10 protein-coding genes and 4 pseudogenes are annotated in these 15,962 nt (G+C 64.6%); 2 read left to right on the top strand and 12 right to left on the bottom strand.

Going from position 1 to position 15,962, the window contains the following annotated elements; genetic code table 11:
- Positions 1 to 26 precede the first annotated feature (26 nt).
- The 10 genes and pseudogenes from H9K75_RS07900 to H9K75_RS07860 form a co-directional block, all read right to left on the bottom strand.
- Entirely contained in the window at positions 27 to 2,363 is a 2,337-nt protein-coding gene (locus H9K75_RS07900; protein WP_187725351.1) for a CHASE2 domain-containing protein, read from the bottom strand.
- A 21-nt stretch (positions 2,364 to 2,384) separates the two neighbouring features.
- Positions 2,385 to 4,010: a FecR domain-containing protein gene (locus H9K75_RS07895; protein WP_187725350.1), complete on the bottom strand. Its 1,626-nt coding sequence runs from the start codon at positions 4,008 to 4,010 to the stop codon at positions 2,385 to 2,387.
- Positions 4,011 to 4,196: 186 nt separating this feature from the next.
- Positions 4,197 to 4,908: pseudogene (locus H9K75_RS07890) on the bottom strand (response regulator transcription factor).
- A 245-nt stretch (positions 4,909 to 5,153) separates the two neighbouring features.
- Positions 5,154 to 6,449, bottom strand: a complete 1,296-nt coding sequence (locus tag H9K75_RS07885; protein ID WP_187725349.1) for a tryptophan--tRNA ligase — start codon at positions 6,447 to 6,449, stop codon at positions 5,154 to 5,156.
- Between the two features lie 64 nt (positions 6,450 to 6,513).
- Positions 6,514 to 7,183 (bottom strand): annotated as a pseudogene (locus H9K75_RS07880) (site-2 protease family protein).
- A 43-nt stretch (positions 7,184 to 7,226) separates the two neighbouring features.
- Positions 7,227 to 7,862, bottom strand: a complete 636-nt coding sequence (locus H9K75_RS07875) for an L-threonylcarbamoyladenylate synthase (protein WP_187725348.1) — start codon at positions 7,860 to 7,862, stop codon at positions 7,227 to 7,229.
- A gap of 52 nt (positions 7,863 to 7,914) precedes the next feature.
- Positions 7,915 to 8,804: pseudogene (locus H9K75_RS07870) on the bottom strand (3',5'-nucleoside bisphosphate phosphatase).
- Positions 8,805 to 8,915: 111 nt separating this feature from the next.
- A pseudogene (gene recJ / locus H9K75_RS07865) lies at positions 8,916 to 10,642 on the bottom strand (single-stranded-DNA-specific exonuclease RecJ).
- Entirely contained in the window at positions 10,639 to 10,944 is a 306-nt protein-coding gene (locus H9K75_RS25060) for a hypothetical protein (protein ID WP_319016892.1), read from the bottom strand. Before H9K75_RS25060 ends, recJ begins: the two are co-directional and overlap by 4 nt.
- Positions 10,890 to 11,603 (bottom strand): hypothetical protein, encoded by a 714-nt coding sequence (locus tag H9K75_RS07860; RefSeq protein ID WP_319016891.1) that lies wholly within the window; start codon positions 11,601 to 11,603, stop codon positions 10,890 to 10,892. The genes H9K75_RS25060 and H9K75_RS07860 overlap by 55 nt, the downstream gene beginning before the upstream one ends.
- A gap of 99 nt (positions 11,604 to 11,702) precedes the next feature.
- On the opposite strand from H9K75_RS07860, the gene H9K75_RS07855 reads away from it, so the two are divergent.
- Both H9K75_RS07855 and lolD read left to right on the top strand, forming a co-directional pair.
- Positions 11,703 to 12,956 carry a lipoprotein-releasing ABC transporter permease subunit gene (locus tag H9K75_RS07855; RefSeq protein ID WP_187725347.1) on the top strand — a complete coding sequence of 418 codons (1,254 nt, stop codon included), beginning with the start codon at positions 11,703 to 11,705 and terminating at the stop codon, positions 12,954 to 12,956.
- Positions 12,949 to 13,647, top strand: coding sequence for a lipoprotein-releasing ABC transporter ATP-binding protein LolD (gene lolD, locus H9K75_RS07850; protein ID WP_187725346.1), 699 nt, complete (start codon positions 12,949 to 12,951; stop codon positions 13,645 to 13,647). Before H9K75_RS07855 ends, lolD begins: the two co-directional genes overlap by 8 nt.
- A 21-nt stretch (positions 13,648 to 13,668) precedes the next feature.
- On the opposite strand, the gene H9K75_RS07845 is transcribed toward lolD, so the two are convergent.
- Both H9K75_RS07845 and H9K75_RS07840 read right to left on the bottom strand, forming a co-directional pair.
- Complete coding sequence (locus H9K75_RS07845) at positions 13,669 to 14,775, bottom strand: agmatine deiminase family protein (RefSeq protein WP_226858598.1); 1,107 nt, start codon at positions 14,773 to 14,775, stop codon at positions 13,669 to 13,671.
- Between the two features lie 113 nt (positions 14,776 to 14,888).
- A complete protein-coding gene (locus H9K75_RS07840; RefSeq protein WP_187725345.1) occupies positions 14,889 to 15,935 on the bottom strand; it encodes a VWA domain-containing protein in 1,047 nt (348 codons plus the stop codon).
- Positions 15,936 to 15,962: the final 27 nt, after the last annotated feature.

The following is a 15,962-nucleotide window of genomic DNA, read 5'->3' as shown; positions in this document are numbered from 1 at the left end:
GGCTTTTTCGTTGGCGTCATGCAAGCTCAGGGCGCATCGGGCATCGCGGTCGGCACATGCAGGCGGAACTCGGTTCCCGCACCAGGCTCGCTCACCACGTCGATCCGCCCGCCGTGGCGCTGGATCACCGTGTTCACCAGCGCGAGGCCGAGACCGATGCCCTGGATGCCTGGGTGACTGTTTTCATGCAGTCGGCGGAACGGCTCGAACAGCGAGGTGCGCTTTTCGGCGGGAATGCCCGGGCCTTCGTCGCGTATGCAGATCACCCAGTCGGTGCCGTCGTTGAACAGGTTGCAATGCACCGTGGACTGCGGCGGGCTGAACTTGAGCGCGTTGCTCATCACGTTGCCGATGGCGCGGCCGATCATGCTGCGGTCGCCCCAGCAGGCAGCGGTGTCGGGCCGGTGCTCGAGACGCACCTGCACAAGCTTTTCGCGCGCACCGGCCCAGGCGTCGTCCACGCATTCTTCGAGCAGTGCCGCCAGATCGAAGGTCGTGAGCGTGTAGCTCTGCGACTGCGCACTCGCGAGGCGCACAAAGCCCTCGGCCATCGACAACGAGGACTGCGCATAGCGTTCGATGCGCGGGAGCAGCTCGGCGAACGGCACCTGATCGGGATACTCGCGGTGCATCTCCATCAACGTGATGATGGACGCCACGGGCGAGCGTATGTCGTGCGAGATGAAGTTCAGCGCCTCGTCGCGCTGCTTTTGCGCGCGGCGCATGTCGGTCAGATCGACGAGTGTGACGAGCCACCCGGCATTGGTGCTGGCCGCGAACGGCTTGCACAGCAGCAGGAAGTAGCGGCCTTTGTCGTCGCGGCATTCCTGCTGGCTCGGGATTTCGGTCCATTTGAGCGGATTGAGCGAGAGCAGCGGGATGCCCGATTCGGCGTGCACCACGTCGGACAGCAGTTCGGCAAGCGCGTGACCCACGGGATCGATCGTGATGTCGTCCACCATGCGCATGGCTGCGGCGTTGGCGAGCGTGATGACGCCCAGGCTGTCGCAGACGAAAGTGGGCGAGGGCAGTTGGCGCAGGCTGTCGCTCACGAAGTGGTGCAGTTCGCGCAATTGCTGCGTGGCCTGCTCGACCGCGTGGATGCGCCGCTCCAGAAAATCGCTGGGCAGTATGCGGTTGGCGCGCGTGATCACGGGCGCGGGCAGCTTCACGCCGTCCTGCATCAGGTCGTGCATTTCCTGGCTCAGGAACATGGCGGCGGCCGAGAGTCGCCGCCAGCTCCACAGCGGATAGCTGAGCAGCACGCCCATCATTCCCGAGGCGGGCGAAAACTGCCAGCCGGTGGCGAGCGTGGTCACGGCCCCGACCAGCAGCATGAACAGAAACATGAGCGCGCAGGCAACCAGCGCCGCAAACGGGCCGAGCAGCAGTACCGCCATCAGCGCGGCGGCTACCGGAAGCAGGTTGAACACCAGATTCCAGGACAGCGGCGCCGGCATGATGCGAATGCCGTTCATGCGCGCGTTGAGCACATGTGCCACGAGTTCGACGCCGGGAATGCGGTCTGCTTCGGGACCCACCGGCGCGGCGAACATGTCGCCCAGCCCCGTGGCCGTGGCGCCCACCAGCACGTACTTGCCGCGAAACGCATCGGGGGGCGTGCGTTTCATGAGCACGTCGATGTACGAATAGGTCGTGAACGTGGGGCCGGACGAGGAGCCCTTGGCGAACGGAATCACGCGCAGCTTGTCACGCTTCCATGCCTCGCCTGCGGCAGGCACGTTCGCGCCGTAGCAGCCGGGGTAGCCGCGCGCCCGCGCGGCGCACTCCATGGCAAGGCTGAAGTGCGGGCGCAATGCGTTTTCAGGCCCCTCGAACAGGTAGAGGCGCCGTGCAACGCCATCGGAATCCACCTGCACATGCACGTGTCCGAGTTGCGCGGCACCTTCGCGGATCACCGGCAATGGCGCGTCGATGGCGGCGACCGTATCGTCGGTGCTGCGGATCACGGGAAGCACCACGCTGCCGTTGCGCGCAATGGCCTGCGACAGGATCAGGTCGTCGCCGGGATAGTCGGCATCGGGTTCGCTGAACAGCACGTCGAGACCGACGGCACGGGGAGATTGGGCGGTGATCTGCTCCAGAAGCTGCGCGTGCAGCGCGCGCCGCCATGGCCAGCGGCCGATGGTTTCGATGCTTCGGTCGTCGATGGCGACGATGACGATGTCGCGATTGGGCTCTGGCGCATGCAGACGGCCACCGGCATCGTGAATCAGATGGTCGACCCGTTCAAGCGCACCGGTCACGCATAGCCAGGTGACCAGGCTGAGCAGCACCACGGCAAGCAATGACCACTCCCGGCGCTGGAGTTGCGCCCGGCCTGTGGCGCGCACGAGGCTCATGCGTTCACAGACGCCAATGCGTCACTTGCGGGTGAGCGGTTCACCATCGGACGAGGTCAGTGGCAGGCCGAAACCGCTCTGGATTTCCGCCGCTGCGCGCACCTGGCGGGCCGTGGAAAAGGGGCTGTCCAGCCCGGTGGAGTTGTCGTGCGTCCTGATGCGCACATAGTAGTTGCCTGGCCTGATGCCCGAGGCGTTCCACACCGGCGTGTCGAGCGTCTCGTCCGCGAGCAGGGTGGCGAAATCTTCGGTGGCCGAAACCTGAAGCCGGTAGATCTGACCGGCCTCGCCGGGCCAGCGCAGGTGCAGGCCGGGCAGATCCTCGGCGCTGTCCATTGCGGACAGGTCGGGTGCCGACGGATCATTCGCCAGCTTGAAGGCCTGAGGCTGCGAGAACGGTCCCTGATCGGGCGAGCCGTTGGATAACTGGCGGATGCTGGCGGCGCGCCACTGGTAGCTGCCGACCGGCAGGCTGGCGAGTTGCGCGCTGCAATCTTCGCTGTCGTTCAGGTCGAGCAACAGTGGTGCATCAAATCCGGCTGCGCTGTCGGCGACCTGGATACGGTACTTTTGCACGCCGCTGACAGGAGTGCACTTGAGCATGCCCGACGTGCGCGAGGTCGTGCCGCCCGGGGCCGGCTGCTGGTAGAGCGGCGGCGGCGGCTGCGTCTTGACCCTGAGCTTGCGCTTGGCGGGCATGCCGGGCAACTGCTGCGCGTCCATGGCACGCGCGACGACGTAGTAGCTGCCGTCGTCCACGATCTTCAACCGTACCTGCCCGGACGGGAAGGTGCCACTGCGCAGGACTTCGTTCATCGATTCGTCGCGCGCCACCTGCACCTGATAGGCGCTTGCCTGCTGCACGGGCTCGATCTGGAAGCTCAGGAAGTTGGAGTCCTCCATCGTCTCCGGAATCCTGGAGAGGTCAGGCGGCGACAGCAGGTTGCGCGTCTGCCCCAACTGGCCTTCGCCGCTGACCGCGATGCCCTGGCCCTCGGTGAGCCTGGCCACATTTTTCCGGTCGCTGCCGCCCTGCACCGACACCTTGCCATGCGTGACCGTGGACAGCGCGTCGCCGCCCTCGGTGAGCGAGACGTCGAAGGTCGTGCCGCGCACGCTGGTCGTTGCGCGCGGCGTGCGCACCTCGAACTTGCGCGAGGGATCGGGCTCGGTGCCGACCGTGGCGTTCACGGCGCCCTTGTGCATCTCCAGTACCGATTGCAAGCTGCCGGCGCGGCCCGTGCGGCGCAACTGTTTGAGGCGCACATCGGAATTCGCCTGGATCCGGATCAAGCTGCCATCGGCGAGCTTGACCGTGACGAACGAGTCGGGCGCGACCTTGATCTCCGCGCCTTCGGTGAGCTTTTGCCCTGGCTTCAACTCGGTGTGTTCCGCACCGGGTTTGGTTGCGACGCTGGCCTGTCCCTCGACGAAGCTCACTTCCGCAGTTTGCAGCGACAGGAGCCTGACAGGAATGCGAAGAACCGCGCCCGGGCGAAGGCGTCTGGGATCGACTACCTGGTTGTATTGTTGGAGTTCGGGCCAGAGCTTGTAGTCACCGTAGTACTCGGTCGCCAGCCGCTCGAGCGTATCGCCTTGCCGGATGCGGTGCTCGAAATGTCCTTCGGGACTGGCGAGTGCCAACACGGGAAGGGCCGTGACAATGATTGCCACAGCCCTGACGACCCACAAATTTGGCGGCGAACGACTCAGAAAATGAATCACAGTACTTCCTCCCGGACAATTGTCATTGTTCCAGCCTCCACTCTTTGGCTTGCGCTGGTGACCCTATCCTACAGAGCGTATGGATCCGTGGCGGAAATGAGCTCTGGATTACGTAGAAATCAAAGTGTCATCACTTTTAGGCTTGACGGCTTCGAAACGATAACCCATGCCGTATACGGCTGTCACGATAAAACCATTGTCAGGCCTCAAGTCGAGCTGACTGCGAAGGCGGGAAATGTGCGTATCGAGCGAACGTGAAATCACGTCGCTGGTCTGCCCCAGATGATTTCGCGCAAATGGTCGCGTGACAACAAGCGGCCCATGTTCTGGAACAGGAATAGCGCCAGATCGTATTCGCGGTTCTTGAGTTCGACGGGCTTGCCGTCCATTTCAAGGGTGCGGGTCTCGGGCAGAAAACGGTAGCGGCCAAATTCCAGCACTTCGTTGACGGCGGCGGGATAGGCGCGGCGCAGCAGGGCACCAACGCGTGCCGTGAGTTCGCCCACGCGCTCCGGCTTGACCATGAAGTCGTCCGCGCCGCAGTCAAGTCCTTCGACAATGTCGCGCTCTTCCTGGCGACTGGTCACGAACAGGATCGGCAGATCCAGGCCGACATGCTTGCGCACCCAGCGCACCACTTCGGGACCCGAGGTGTCGGGCAGGTGCCAGTCGACAAGCAGCAGGTCAAAGGTATCGCGCCGCATGTCCTTCATGAGGGCGGTGCCGGTTTGATACGTGTGGCACGAGTGCCCATGTCGGTTATGGCACGCTTGAACAGCTCGAGCTGCAGTGCGTCATCATCCAGAGCCACAATACGCATGGAAATCCTTGCAGGGAATGCATTGGGAAAAAAAGTTCAACGGAGTATAGAAACCAGACTGCGACGATGCACATCCATGGTCCCCAATTAACACTTGTTAACTGGAACTGTCGCAACCATGAATCGTAATTGATGTACGTTGGTTGTCTTTCCGCTTAGTTCCCGCCGATGCAAGTCTTTCAAGAGCACTTCGTGCGGATTCGCAAGCGTTCCTGAATCGCTTGCTACTTATTGCCGGTAGTTGATCAGGCAGCGTTGCGCAATGCGTCAAGCGCGGCTTGCACGTCGGCTGAGACCACGCCCTCCACTGGCGTCAGATGCGCGGCCAGAGCGCTGAGCGCATCGGCATCCTTTTGCAATTGGCCGATGACCTGGCCGGCTTCCTTGGGTGCCGTGAACCCGGTGCTCTGCAGCAGCAAGGTACCGTCGGCGGCGACCAGCTTGAAATAGAACCTGCCGTCGGCCTCGCGATATTGCTTGAAGCTCGGCAGCGCGGCCCTGGTGTCCTTGGCCACCTTCTTGTGGCCCTGCGGCTCGCGCAGACTGCGCAGGCCCACGGCGCCGCGCAGCGTCTGCACGAACGCGTGCGCCTTCTCGCGTGCGCGCCGCTCGCCGATCTCGAGCGCGGCTTCCACCTTCTCGGGGTGCGCCATCAGATCGTCGTAGCGCGCGCGCATCGGCGAGACTTCGGCGTCGATGCACTCGAACAGCGACTCCTTGGCTTCGCCCCAGGAAATGCCTGCGGCGAACGACTTGCGCATGGCCTCGGTCTGCTCGGGCGTGGCAAATGCCTGATAGAGCTGAAACAGCGCGGAGCCTTCGACCTCCTTGGGTTCGCCGGGGGCGCGCGAGTCGGTCACGATGCTGCCCACGAGTTTTCTGAGCTGATCGCGCGGCGTGAACAGCGGGATCGTGTTGTCGTAGCTCTTGCTCATCTTGCGACCGTCGAGGCCGGCGATGGTCGCAACGCTCTCCTCGATGACCGCGTCGGGCAGCGTGAAGTGGTCGCCGTAGAGATGGTTGAAGCTCGACGCGATGTCGCGCGTCATCTCGATGTGCTGGATCTGGTCGCGACCCACGGGCACCTTGTTGGCGTTGAAGATCAGAATGTCGGCCGCCATCAGCACGGGATACATGAACAGGCCTGCGGTCACGCCGTCGTCGATGTCGCGACCGGCTTCCACGTTCTTGTCCTGCGATGCCTTGTAGGCGTGTGCACGATTGAGCACGCCCTTGCCGGTCACGCAGGTGAGCAGCCAGGTCAGCTCGGTCACTTCGGGCACGGCGGACTGCCGGTAGAACGTCACGTGTTCGGGGTCGAGTCCGGCGGCCAGCCAGCTTGCGGCGATCTCAAGGGTCGAGCGGTGCACGCGTTCCGGGTCGTGCGCCTTGATGAGTGCATGGTAGTCGGCGAGAAAGTAGAAGCTCTCGACTCCGGCGGTCCTGCTCGCGCGAATGGCGGGGCGGATCATGCCGGCGTAGTTGCCAAGATGCGGAGTGCCGGAAGGAGTGATGCCGGAGAGAAAGCGAATAGCGGACATGGAGGTGACGGAATGAAATATCGAAAATTCTGAACGGACTCGCGCGAAACCGGAAACTGAAACCTCAGCCCAGGAACAGGGCGCGCAACGGCGTCATCAGCACGTTGATGATGCTGTATCCGACCGACATCAGCGGTCGCAGCCACAGCGAACTGACCATGCCCATGACGACGAGACCCATGACGATGAAGAAGCCATAGGGCTCGATGCGCGCCACCCACTGCGCCTGCTTCCAGGGCAGCAGGCCGACGAGCACGCGGCCTCCGTCAAGCGGCGGCAGCGGAAACAGGTTGAACGCCCACATCACCAGATTCACCATCACACCGGCCTTGGCCATGGACAGGAAGAAGCGTTCGTCGACCTCGAAACCCATCAGCAGGATGAGTACCAGAGCCCAGAGAATCGCCATGATGAAATTGGTCAGCGGCCCGCGAGCGCCACCCAGATCATGTCGCGCTTGGGATTGCGCAGGTTGGCGAAGTTCACCGGCACGGGCTTGGCGTAGCCGAACAAAAAGGCCCCGAAGTGGCGACATACAGCAGCATCGGCATCAGGATGGTGCCGATCGGATCGATGTGCTTGAGCGGGTTGAGGGTGATGCGTCCCTGCATCAGCGCGGTGTTGTCGCCAAAGTGCCTGGCAACATAACCGTGCGCGGCTTCATGCACCGTGATGGCGAAAAGCACCGGCAGGGCATAGATCAGAATGGTTTGGATGAGATTGGATGCGTCCACAGCGACATTGTGTCAGACCCGGGCCCGAGGGCGGTGCTGCGCGCTACAAACCCAGAACCGACAGCGGGCCGCGCCCTTCACGCACGACGATGGCTTCGTTGCCGTTTTCCATGGGCGTGAGATCGACCACCGTCGTGGGTTGCAGCGGGCAGGGACCGGCATCGACCACACCGTCCAGCAGTTTCTCGAAGCGCTCGCGAATTTCCTCGGGATCATTCAGGGGTTCGGTCTCGCCCGGCGGAATGAAGGTGGATGCGAGCAGCGGCGCGCCCATCATCTCCAGCAGCAACTGCGTGCCCTTGCGATCCGGAACGCGCAGGCCGATGGTCTTGCGTTGCGGATGGCTCACGCGGCGCGGCACTTCCTTGGTGGCGTCGAGGATGAAGGTGTAGGGCCCGGGCGTGGCCTGCTTGAGCAGGCGGTACTGGCGGTTGTCCACGCGCGCATAGCTTGCGAGTTCCGAGAGGTCGCGGCAGAGCAGCGCGAGATGGTGCTTTTCGTCGATCTGGCGAATGCGGCGCAGCCGCTCGACCGCCTTGCTGTCGTCGAGCTGGCAGACGAGCGCGTAGCTCGAATCCGTGGGAATGGCCATCACGCCGCCGCCCTGCAGGATCGCGACGGCCTGCTTGAGCAGGCGTGGCTGCGGATTGTCCGGGTGAATCTCGAAATACTGCGCCATGGAAGAGTCGGTTTCTGTGTCTTTGTGGTGGGGTGGCGAGGGATCGCGCGGATCAGGCGGCGCGGCGCTGGATGCGGTCTTCGATCACCGACCAGACCGGTGTGAGTGCTGCCGGAAGCGGCGGCAGCGTGCCCAGATCGGTGTGCGATTCATCGGGGCTGTGAAAGTCGCTGCCGCGCGACGCGGCCAGGCCAAATTCGAGCGCCATGTCGGTATAGGTCCGGTACTCCGACGGCGTGTGGCTGCCGGTGACCACTTCCACGCCCCACCGCCATGCTTCTTGAATTCGGAAAACAGCGCGAATTCTTCGTTGGCCGTGAAACGGTAGCGCGCGGGATGCGCGATCACCGCCATGCCGCCGGCCTCGCGGATCCAGCGCACGGCGTTGGCCAGCGACGCCCAACGGTGCGGCACAAAGCCCGGATGGCCTTCGGTGAGAAAACGGCGAAACACTTCGGAGGTGTCCCGGCACGCGCCGATCTCGACCAGATAGCGCGCGAAGTGCGTGCGCGAAATCAGTTCGGGATTGCCGACGTACTTGAGCGCGCCTTGATACGCGCCGTGAATGCCCACTTCTTCGAGCTGCCGTGAGATTTCCTGCGCCCGCGCGCCGCGACCGCCACGGGTGAGCGCGAGACCGTGTTTTAGCTGCTCATCGTCCGCATCGAAACCCAGACCCACGATGTGCACGGTGTTGTCGGCAAAGGTGACCGAGATCTCGGTGCCGGTGAGGTAGTCCATGCCCTGCGCATGCGCTGCGGCGCGCGCACGCTGCTGCCCGCCGACTTCGTCGTGGTCGGTAAGCGACCAGAGCTGCACGCCGTTGCCGCTCGCCCGTTCGGCGAGCGCTTCGGGAGTCAGGGTGCCATCGGACACCACGGAATGACAGTGCAGATCGGCGTTGAGTTGGGATGGTTGAATGGGATCGGACACGTGTCCCATTTTATGGGTGACGCGTCCGATATGCACTGCCGCGCCGTTCCAAGGCCGGAGATTGAGAGGTTATTTTTGCAAGCAGACGTTGTCGGCCCTGCGGTGCCGACGGCCAGCGTCTCAGGGCGAACCCTGCTCGGCCCAACCCTCGACGAGAAACTGCACCTTGCGCTCGCCGCGCCACTCATTCACGTCGAGCCGGAATGCCAGCATGGCGCGCGCGGGCAGCGGGTCGGTGTGGCCGAACCAGATGGCATCGACCGGTTGCCCCTGGTGCAGCAGCTTGATCGACAGGTGGTTCTTCGCTTCGCCGACCAGGCGCTGGCTCACGATCACCACCTCTTCGCTGAAGGTCGGCGGCGCAAAGCCCTGGCCCAGACCTCGCGGTGCAGCACGTCGACGAGTTCCGCGCGGCAGTATTCGGGCGCGAGCGGGCCGTCGGTTTCGAGCTTGCGCGTGAGCGTGGCGGCATCGAGCCACTCCTGCGCGACCTGCGCAAAACCGGTCTCGAATTCGTCGAAGAATTCCTCGGCCACGGTGCAGCCTGCGGCCATGGCGTGACCGCCGAACTTGAGCAGCACGCCGGGATGCCGCTTGGCCACCAGATCGAGCGCATCGCGCAGATGGAATCCGGGAATGCTGCGGCCCGAGCCCTTGAGTTCATGCTCCTTGCCGGGCGCGCTACTGGCCGCGAACACGAAGGTCGGGCGATGCAGCTTGTCCTTGAGGCGCGAGGCGACGATGCCCACCACGCCCTCATGGAAATCGGGGTCGAACACGCTGATGGCCGGTGGCGGCTCCTCGCCTTCATCGAACAGCGTCTCGGCCATGAGCATGGCCTGTTCGCGCATGCCGCCTTCGAGTTCGCGGCGTTCGCGGTTGATCGCATCGAGCTGGCCCGCCAGATCGGCGGCGCGCTGCGGATCGTCGGTGAGCAGGCATTCGATGCCGAGCGTCATGTCGGCAAGACGTCCCGCCGCATTGATGCGCGGGCCGAGCCCGAAGCCGAAATCGAAGGTGGTGGCTTCCTCGGGCTTGCGGCCCGTGACCTTGAACAGCGCGGCCACGCCCGCCGGCATCTGCCCCGAACGGATGCGCTTCAAGCCCTGCGCGACGAGGCGGCGGTTGTTGCTGTCGAGCTTGACCACGTCGGCGACGGTGCCCAGCGCCACCAGGGGCAGCAGCGACTCCAGACGCGGCTGCGTGGCCTTGTCGAACACACCGCGTTCGCGCAGCTCGGTGCGCAGCGCCATCAGCACATAGAACATCACGCCGACGCCAGCGGTGCACTTGCTCTCGAAGCCACATTCCGGATGGTTGGGATTGACGATGGCGTCCGCGTCGGGCAGTTGCGGGCCGGGCAGGTGGTGGTCGGTGACCAGCACCGAGAGCCCGAGGGCCTTGGCGGTCGCCACGCCCTCGACGCTGGCGATGCCGTTGTCCACCGTGATCAGCAGATCGGCCTGGCGTTCGTGCACGCGGCGCGAGATCGGCGGTGTGAGGCCGTATCCATCGACCACGCGATCAGGCACCAGATAGTCCACGTGCCTGGCGCCGAGCAGACGCAGACCACGCACACCGACCGCGCACGCGGTCGCGCCATCGCAGTCGTAGTCAGCCACGATGATCATGCGCCGGTCTGCGGCGATGGCGTCGGCGAGCAGCACGGCCGCCTCGCGCACACCGCGCAGGCCCGAGGGCGGCAGCAGCCGCGCCAGCGCATCGTCGAGTTCGTCCTTGGTGGACACGCCGCGCGCGGCGTAGAGCCTTGCCAGCAGCGGATGCACGCCCGCCTGTTCCAGCGCCCACACGGCGCGCGGCGGGATGTCTCTGGCGATGATTTTCATAGTTGGTTCTGCAAATCCTGAAAGCGCGGCGGCTTCGCGAAAATTCCCTTGAGCTTCTGGCCGAAGCTGCGCTCCTGCACGTCGTACTGCAAGGCATTGCACTCGCCGCACAGCGTGAGCCGCGCCTTGCCGCCGGCAGCGACCTGGCGTTCGATGTCGGCCACCGCACCCGCGTCGAGTTCGCGCCATTGCGCGACCCATCGCTGCCAGTCCTCGCGCAGGGCCGCGTCGCGCAGGCCCCGGGGCGTCAGCGGGACGACAGCCGCGCCCAGCGGCTGGCCCAGGCGACCGGCACCGTGCACCCAAAAGGTGTTGATCGGGGAAGCCCCTGCTCGGCGCGCGCGTCGTTGAGCGGGTGGGTGTAGAGCAGCATCTGCATCTCGCTTTGCAGCCGGTGGATGCGGCGCGTGTGCGCGGCGTTTTCGGCGAGCGGCATAAAGGCGCGCACGTCGCGCTGGATCACCCGGTCAAGCGATGCAGCGGCCACGCCCTCGAATATCTCACCCGACGCGATCCAGCGCGTGGGCTCGTCGTAGGTCAGCTCGATGCCGTCATCGGCAAACCACGGCGCGAGAATCTCGAGCAGCGCATGGGATGCGGTCGGCGTGAGCTGCAGATCGGCCGGGTCGAGCATCGTCACATGGTCGGTGCTGACATGCCATTGGCAGGGCGTGATGTAGGCCCAGGCTCTGGACGAATCATCGTGCGGCCCGCTGCGGCCATGCTGCCATGCGGCCCAGGGAGTCACGCCGTTCTTCGCGTCGGGCAGGCCCACGGCGCGCGCCAGGGCTCTTTCATGGGGCGGGGAAAAATCGGTTTCCTCGCCGCTGTCGGTGGCGGTGAGCGTCAGGCGCGACAGCAGGCGATCCAGATGCGGCAGCGGCAGTTCCTTGAGCACCTGCTGGCAGCCTGCCGAAGGGCTCGCCGCGAAGGGAATAAGTAAATGGGGGACGTCCGACATAGGGGCTATTGTCCGGGATGACACAATCCATACGCTCAAGCGGGCCGGATTTCGTGTATTCCACGGGAGGAGCCGGTCTGCGTCACGATCAGAAACACCATGCAAATCCCTTACGAACTGGCCCTGGGCTGGCGATACACCCGGGCTGGCCGGGCCACGCGCCGCAATGGCTTCATCTCCTTCATCTCGGGCGTGTCGATGCTCGGAATCGCGCTCGGGGTGGCGGCGCTCATCATTGTGCTGAGCGTGATGAACGGCTTTCAGAAAGAAGTGCGCGATCGCATGTTGAGCGTGGTCTCGCACATCGAAATCTTTGCGCCGCGCGGTGCCGCGCTGCCGGACATGCCGCTCACCTTGCGCGAAGCGCGCCAGAACCCCAACGTGGTCGGCGCGGCACCGTTCGTCGCGGCGCAGGCGCTGCTGGGACGCGGCGAAGACATGAAGGGTGCGCTGGTGCGCGGCATCGATCCTGCGCTTGAAGGCGAGGTCACCGATCTGGCCGCCAAAAACGTCGCGGGCCTGAAGGTGCTGGTGCCGGGCGAGTTCAACGTGGTGCTGGGCAGCGAGCTGGCTCAGCAGATGGGCGTGCTTCCCGGCGATCTGGTGACGGTGATCGCGCCTTCGGGACAGATCACGCCAGCGGGTGTGGTGCCGCGACTCAAGCAGATGAAGGTGGCGGGCACGTTCAACTCCGGCCACTACGAATATGACTCGACGCTGGTGCTGATGCACCACGTCGATGCCGAGAAATTCTTTCGCCTCGAAGGCCCGACCGGCATTCGCCTGAAACTGCGCGACCTGCACGAGGCACCCGAGGTGGCGCTGCAACTGGTGCACTCGCTGTCCGGCAATCTGCTGATCCGTGACTGGACGCAGCAGAACAAGACCTGGTTCGCGGCGGTGCAGGTCGAAAAGCGAATGATGTTCATCATCCTGACGCTGATCGTCGCGGTGGCCGCGTTCAATCTCGTGTCCACGCTGGTGATGACGGTGACCGACAAGCGCGCCGACATCGCGATCTTGCGCACGCTCGGCGCGAGCCCGAAAAGCATCATGGGCATCTTCGTCGTGCAGGGTGCGATGGTCGGCGTGATCGGCACGCTCGCGGGGCTGGTGCTCGGGCTGGTGATCGCATTCAACATCGACGTCATCGTGCCGGCCATCGAGAAGGTGCTGCACACCACGTTTCTGCCCAAGGACATCTACCTGATCAGCAGCATGCCGAGCGAGCCGCAGTACAGCGACATCATGCCGATTGCCGTCATCTCGTTGATCCTGGCCTTTGTTGCCACCCTGTATCCGAGCTGGCGCGCCAGCCGTGTGAACCCTGCCGAGGCGCTGCGCTATGAGTGATGTGAGTAACGAAACCAGGCACGCAAAAGTGGTGCTGCGCGCGCGCGGGCTGACCAAGCGATTCGAAGAGGGGCGGCTCGACGTGACCGTGCTGCACGGCGTCGATCTCGAGGTCTATGCGGGCGAGACGCTGGCCATCGTCGGCTCGTCGGGTTCCGGCAAGAGCACCTTGCTGCACCTATTGGGCGGCCTTGATTCGCCGACCACGGGCAGCGTTGAACTCATGGGGCAGGACCTGGGGCGGCTGTCCGCCGAAAAGCAGGGCCGTCTGCGCAACGAGCATCTGGGTTTCATCTACCAGTTCCACCACCTGTTGCCCGAATTCAGCGCGCGTGACAACGTGGCCATGCCGCTGCGCATTCGTCGCTGGGACATGGAGCGCTGCCTCGCGAGCGCCGATGCGATGCTGAACTCCGTAGGACTTGCGCAACGCGTGCACCACCGTCCCGCCGAGCTCTCGGGCGGCGAGCGTCAGCGTGTCGCGATTGCGCGCGCGCTGGTCACCGCGCCGGCCTGCGTGCTGGCCGACGAGCCCACGGGCAATCTGGATCGCACGACGGCGGATGCGGTGTTTGCGCTGATGATGCAGTTGGCGCGCGAGCGCGGAACCGCATTCGTGATGGTGACCCACGATGAGTCGCTGGCGGCGCGCTGCGACCGGGTGCTGCGCCTCGTTGCCGGAAACCTCTGAGCCGTGCGGCGCGGCGTTCGTTCAAACTCTCGGCTGCTCGTGGGTTGCGCAATGGATGCCGCCGCCGATGCTGCCGAGATCGTCGACGTTCAACATGACGATTTCGCGCCCCGGATACAGATCGGCCAGCATGCGTTTGGCCTGCCGGTCCGCGGCCTTGTCGCCGAATTCGGCGGCGATCACCGCGCCGTTGCACACGTAGTAATTGACATACGAGGCGACGAAATCCGGCGTTTCCACGCGCGGCGCCTTGGGCTCGGGTAGCACGAACAGTTCCAGCTTGCGGCCCTTGGCATCGGTCGCATTCGCGAGAATGTCGCGCGTCTCGAAGGCCGAGACCGACCACGGATCGTCGGGGTCGATCTCGCTGCCCATCTGGATCAGCACCTTGCCGGGCTTCACGAAACGGGCCAGCGCATCAATGTGGTAGTCGGTGATGTCGGCGCCCTTGATGCCCGGTGCCCAGATGACTTTTCGAGCGCCCATGGTCTGCAGCAGTTTCGACTCCACATCCGCCTTGCTGCCACGATTTCTGTTCGGGTTGATGAAGCTGCTTTCGTGCGCGATGAGCGTGCCGTGACCGTCGGTCTCCACACCTCCGGCCTCGCCGACCAGCCCCGCATTGAAAACCGGAATTCCCAGCCGGCTCGCGACCTTCGCCGCCACCTTGCCATCGTTGGCGTGCACCTGCTTGTTGCCCCAGCCATTGAAGTTGAACTGGGTCACGGCGAGCCCGCCCTTTCCATTCACGACAAACGACGGGCCGGAATCACGGCACCACAGGTCGTCGGTGGCAACGTCCCACACGTTCACCTTGCGAGACACCAGCTTCTCGATACGGCGTCGGTGTTCGGCACCGGCCAGCATGACGACCGGCTCGAATTCGGCAATCGCATTGGCGATGTCGGCAATGGTCTGCTGAAGATCCGCGAGAAAGGCCGCATCGCTGTGAACCCGGCGGCTGTTGGGCCACTGCATGAAGGTCCGCTCATGCGGCAGGGCCTCGTCGGGATACCAGTAGTCTGCGGCACGTGCCGTGGTGCGCGCTCGCTCGGCCATTGCGGCGGGAAGCAAGGCACTGGTGGCGGTGCCGGCGGCACATTGGACGATGGAGCGGCGAGTCAGCATGCGCTTGCCTTTTTAGGGGTGTTGTGGTGGCCAGGAAGAGGGCACGGAGCGGCGCCAGGCGAACTCCTGCCGGATGATGATACTTTGAGCGCAGCGAATTCGGCGCTCAGGCCCTACATGACCCGCCCGTACCACCACAGCGAAAGCGTCGCGGCGAGAATGATGAACAGCGCGCCTGCCAGCGACAGCAGCGAGGCGATTTCGGTCTCGCGCTTTTCCAGCGTGAGCCGCGAGTGCAGGGTCTCATAGACCTTGAGCAGGTCCTGCGCGGTGGCCGCATGGAAGTATTCGGCCTTGGTGACCTTGGCAACGGTCTTGAGCGTTTCCTCGTCCAGCCGCACGCGCATCGACCAGCCCTCGAACTCGATCACCGTGCCTTCGGGTGTGCCAACGCCCACGGTATAGACGCGCACGCCGCGGTCTGCGGCCCATTGCGCGGCGAGCATCGGATCGACGCCGGTGTTGCGCTGACCATCCGAGAGCATGACGATGGCGGCGGAGTTGAACGAGCCGGGTTCGACCGGTGCGGGCGGTGCGCGGCGCGCATCGTTGTTCATGGCCTCGTCGATGCTGCGCGTGTGCATGCCATCGCGACCGGACAGCGCCGCGAGATCGATGCCGCTGCCGGGGAAGATCGCCGCCAGCGCCATCAGGATGCCGTTGCCGGTGGCGGTGCCGCGCTGCAACTGGAATGAATCGATGGCGGCGTTCAGGTCCTCGTGATTCTGTGTCGGCAACTGCGCGATCTGCGCCGTGCCTGCAAACGCCACGACCGAAACGCGCACGTTGCGCGGCAGCGCGGCGATGAAGGCCTTGGCCGCGTTCTGGGCGGCGACGAGGCGATTGGGCTCGACGTCGGTGGCGCGCATGCTGCCCGAGACATCCATCGCGAGCACGATGGTCTGCTTGTCCGAAGGCAGGCTGAGCTTGGCCAGCGGCCGCGCGGCCGCCAGCAGCAGCGCCGCCAGGCCGATGAAACACAGCAGCGGTGGAATGTGGCGGCGCATGCGCTGGCCGACGCCCATGGCTTCGCGCACCAGCGACAGTGCCGGGTAGTCGAGCGCGGTGGTGCGCCGCCGCCGCTGGGCCAGCCAGTAGACGAGCACCAACAGCGGCAGGAGCAGCAGCAGCCAGAGCATGCCGGGCCAGAGAAATGCCATGTTGCCTGTGCTCCTTTCTTTCTTGGC

The organism is Diaphorobacter aerolatus, assembly GCF_014489535.1.
Taxonomy (GTDB): Bacteria; Pseudomonadota; Gammaproteobacteria; order Burkholderiales; family Burkholderiaceae_C; genus Diaphorobacter_A; species Diaphorobacter_A aerolatus.
Note: the sequence above shows the minus strand (reverse complement) of the source record. Positions and strands in the feature narration are given on the sequence as shown.

Bases quoted from the DNA above. Each gene is read 5' to 3' on its own strand.
- H9K75_RS07860 (WP_319016891.1), bottom strand. From the start codon at position 11,603: ATGTCGGACGTCCCCCATTTACTTATTCCCTTCGCGGCGAGCCCTTCG.
- H9K75_RS07840 (WP_187725345.1), bottom strand. From the start codon at position 15,935: ATGGCATTTCTCTGGCCCGGCATGCTCTGGCTGCTGCTGCTCCTGCCG.
- H9K75_RS07855 (WP_187725347.1), top strand. From the start codon at position 11,703: ATGCAAATCCCTTACGAACTGGCCCTGGGCTGGCGATACACCCGGGCT.
- H9K75_RS07875 (WP_187725348.1), bottom strand. From the start codon at position 7,862: ATGGCGCAGTATTTCGAGATTCACCCGGACAATCCGCAGCCACGCCTG.
- H9K75_RS07900 (WP_187725351.1), bottom strand. From the start codon at position 2,363: ATGAGCCTCGTGCGCGCCACAGGCCGGGCGCAACTCCAGCGCCGGGAG.
- H9K75_RS07885 (WP_187725349.1), bottom strand. From the start codon at position 6,449: ATGTCCGCTATTCGCTTTCTCTCCGGCATCACTCCTTCCGGCACTCCG.
- lolD (WP_187725346.1), top strand. From the start codon at position 12,949: ATGAGTGATGTGAGTAACGAAACCAGGCACGCAAAAGTGGTGCTGCGC.
- H9K75_RS07845 (WP_226858598.1), bottom strand. From the start codon at position 14,775: ATGCTGACTCGCCGCTCCATCGTCCAATGTGCCGCCGGCACCGCCACC.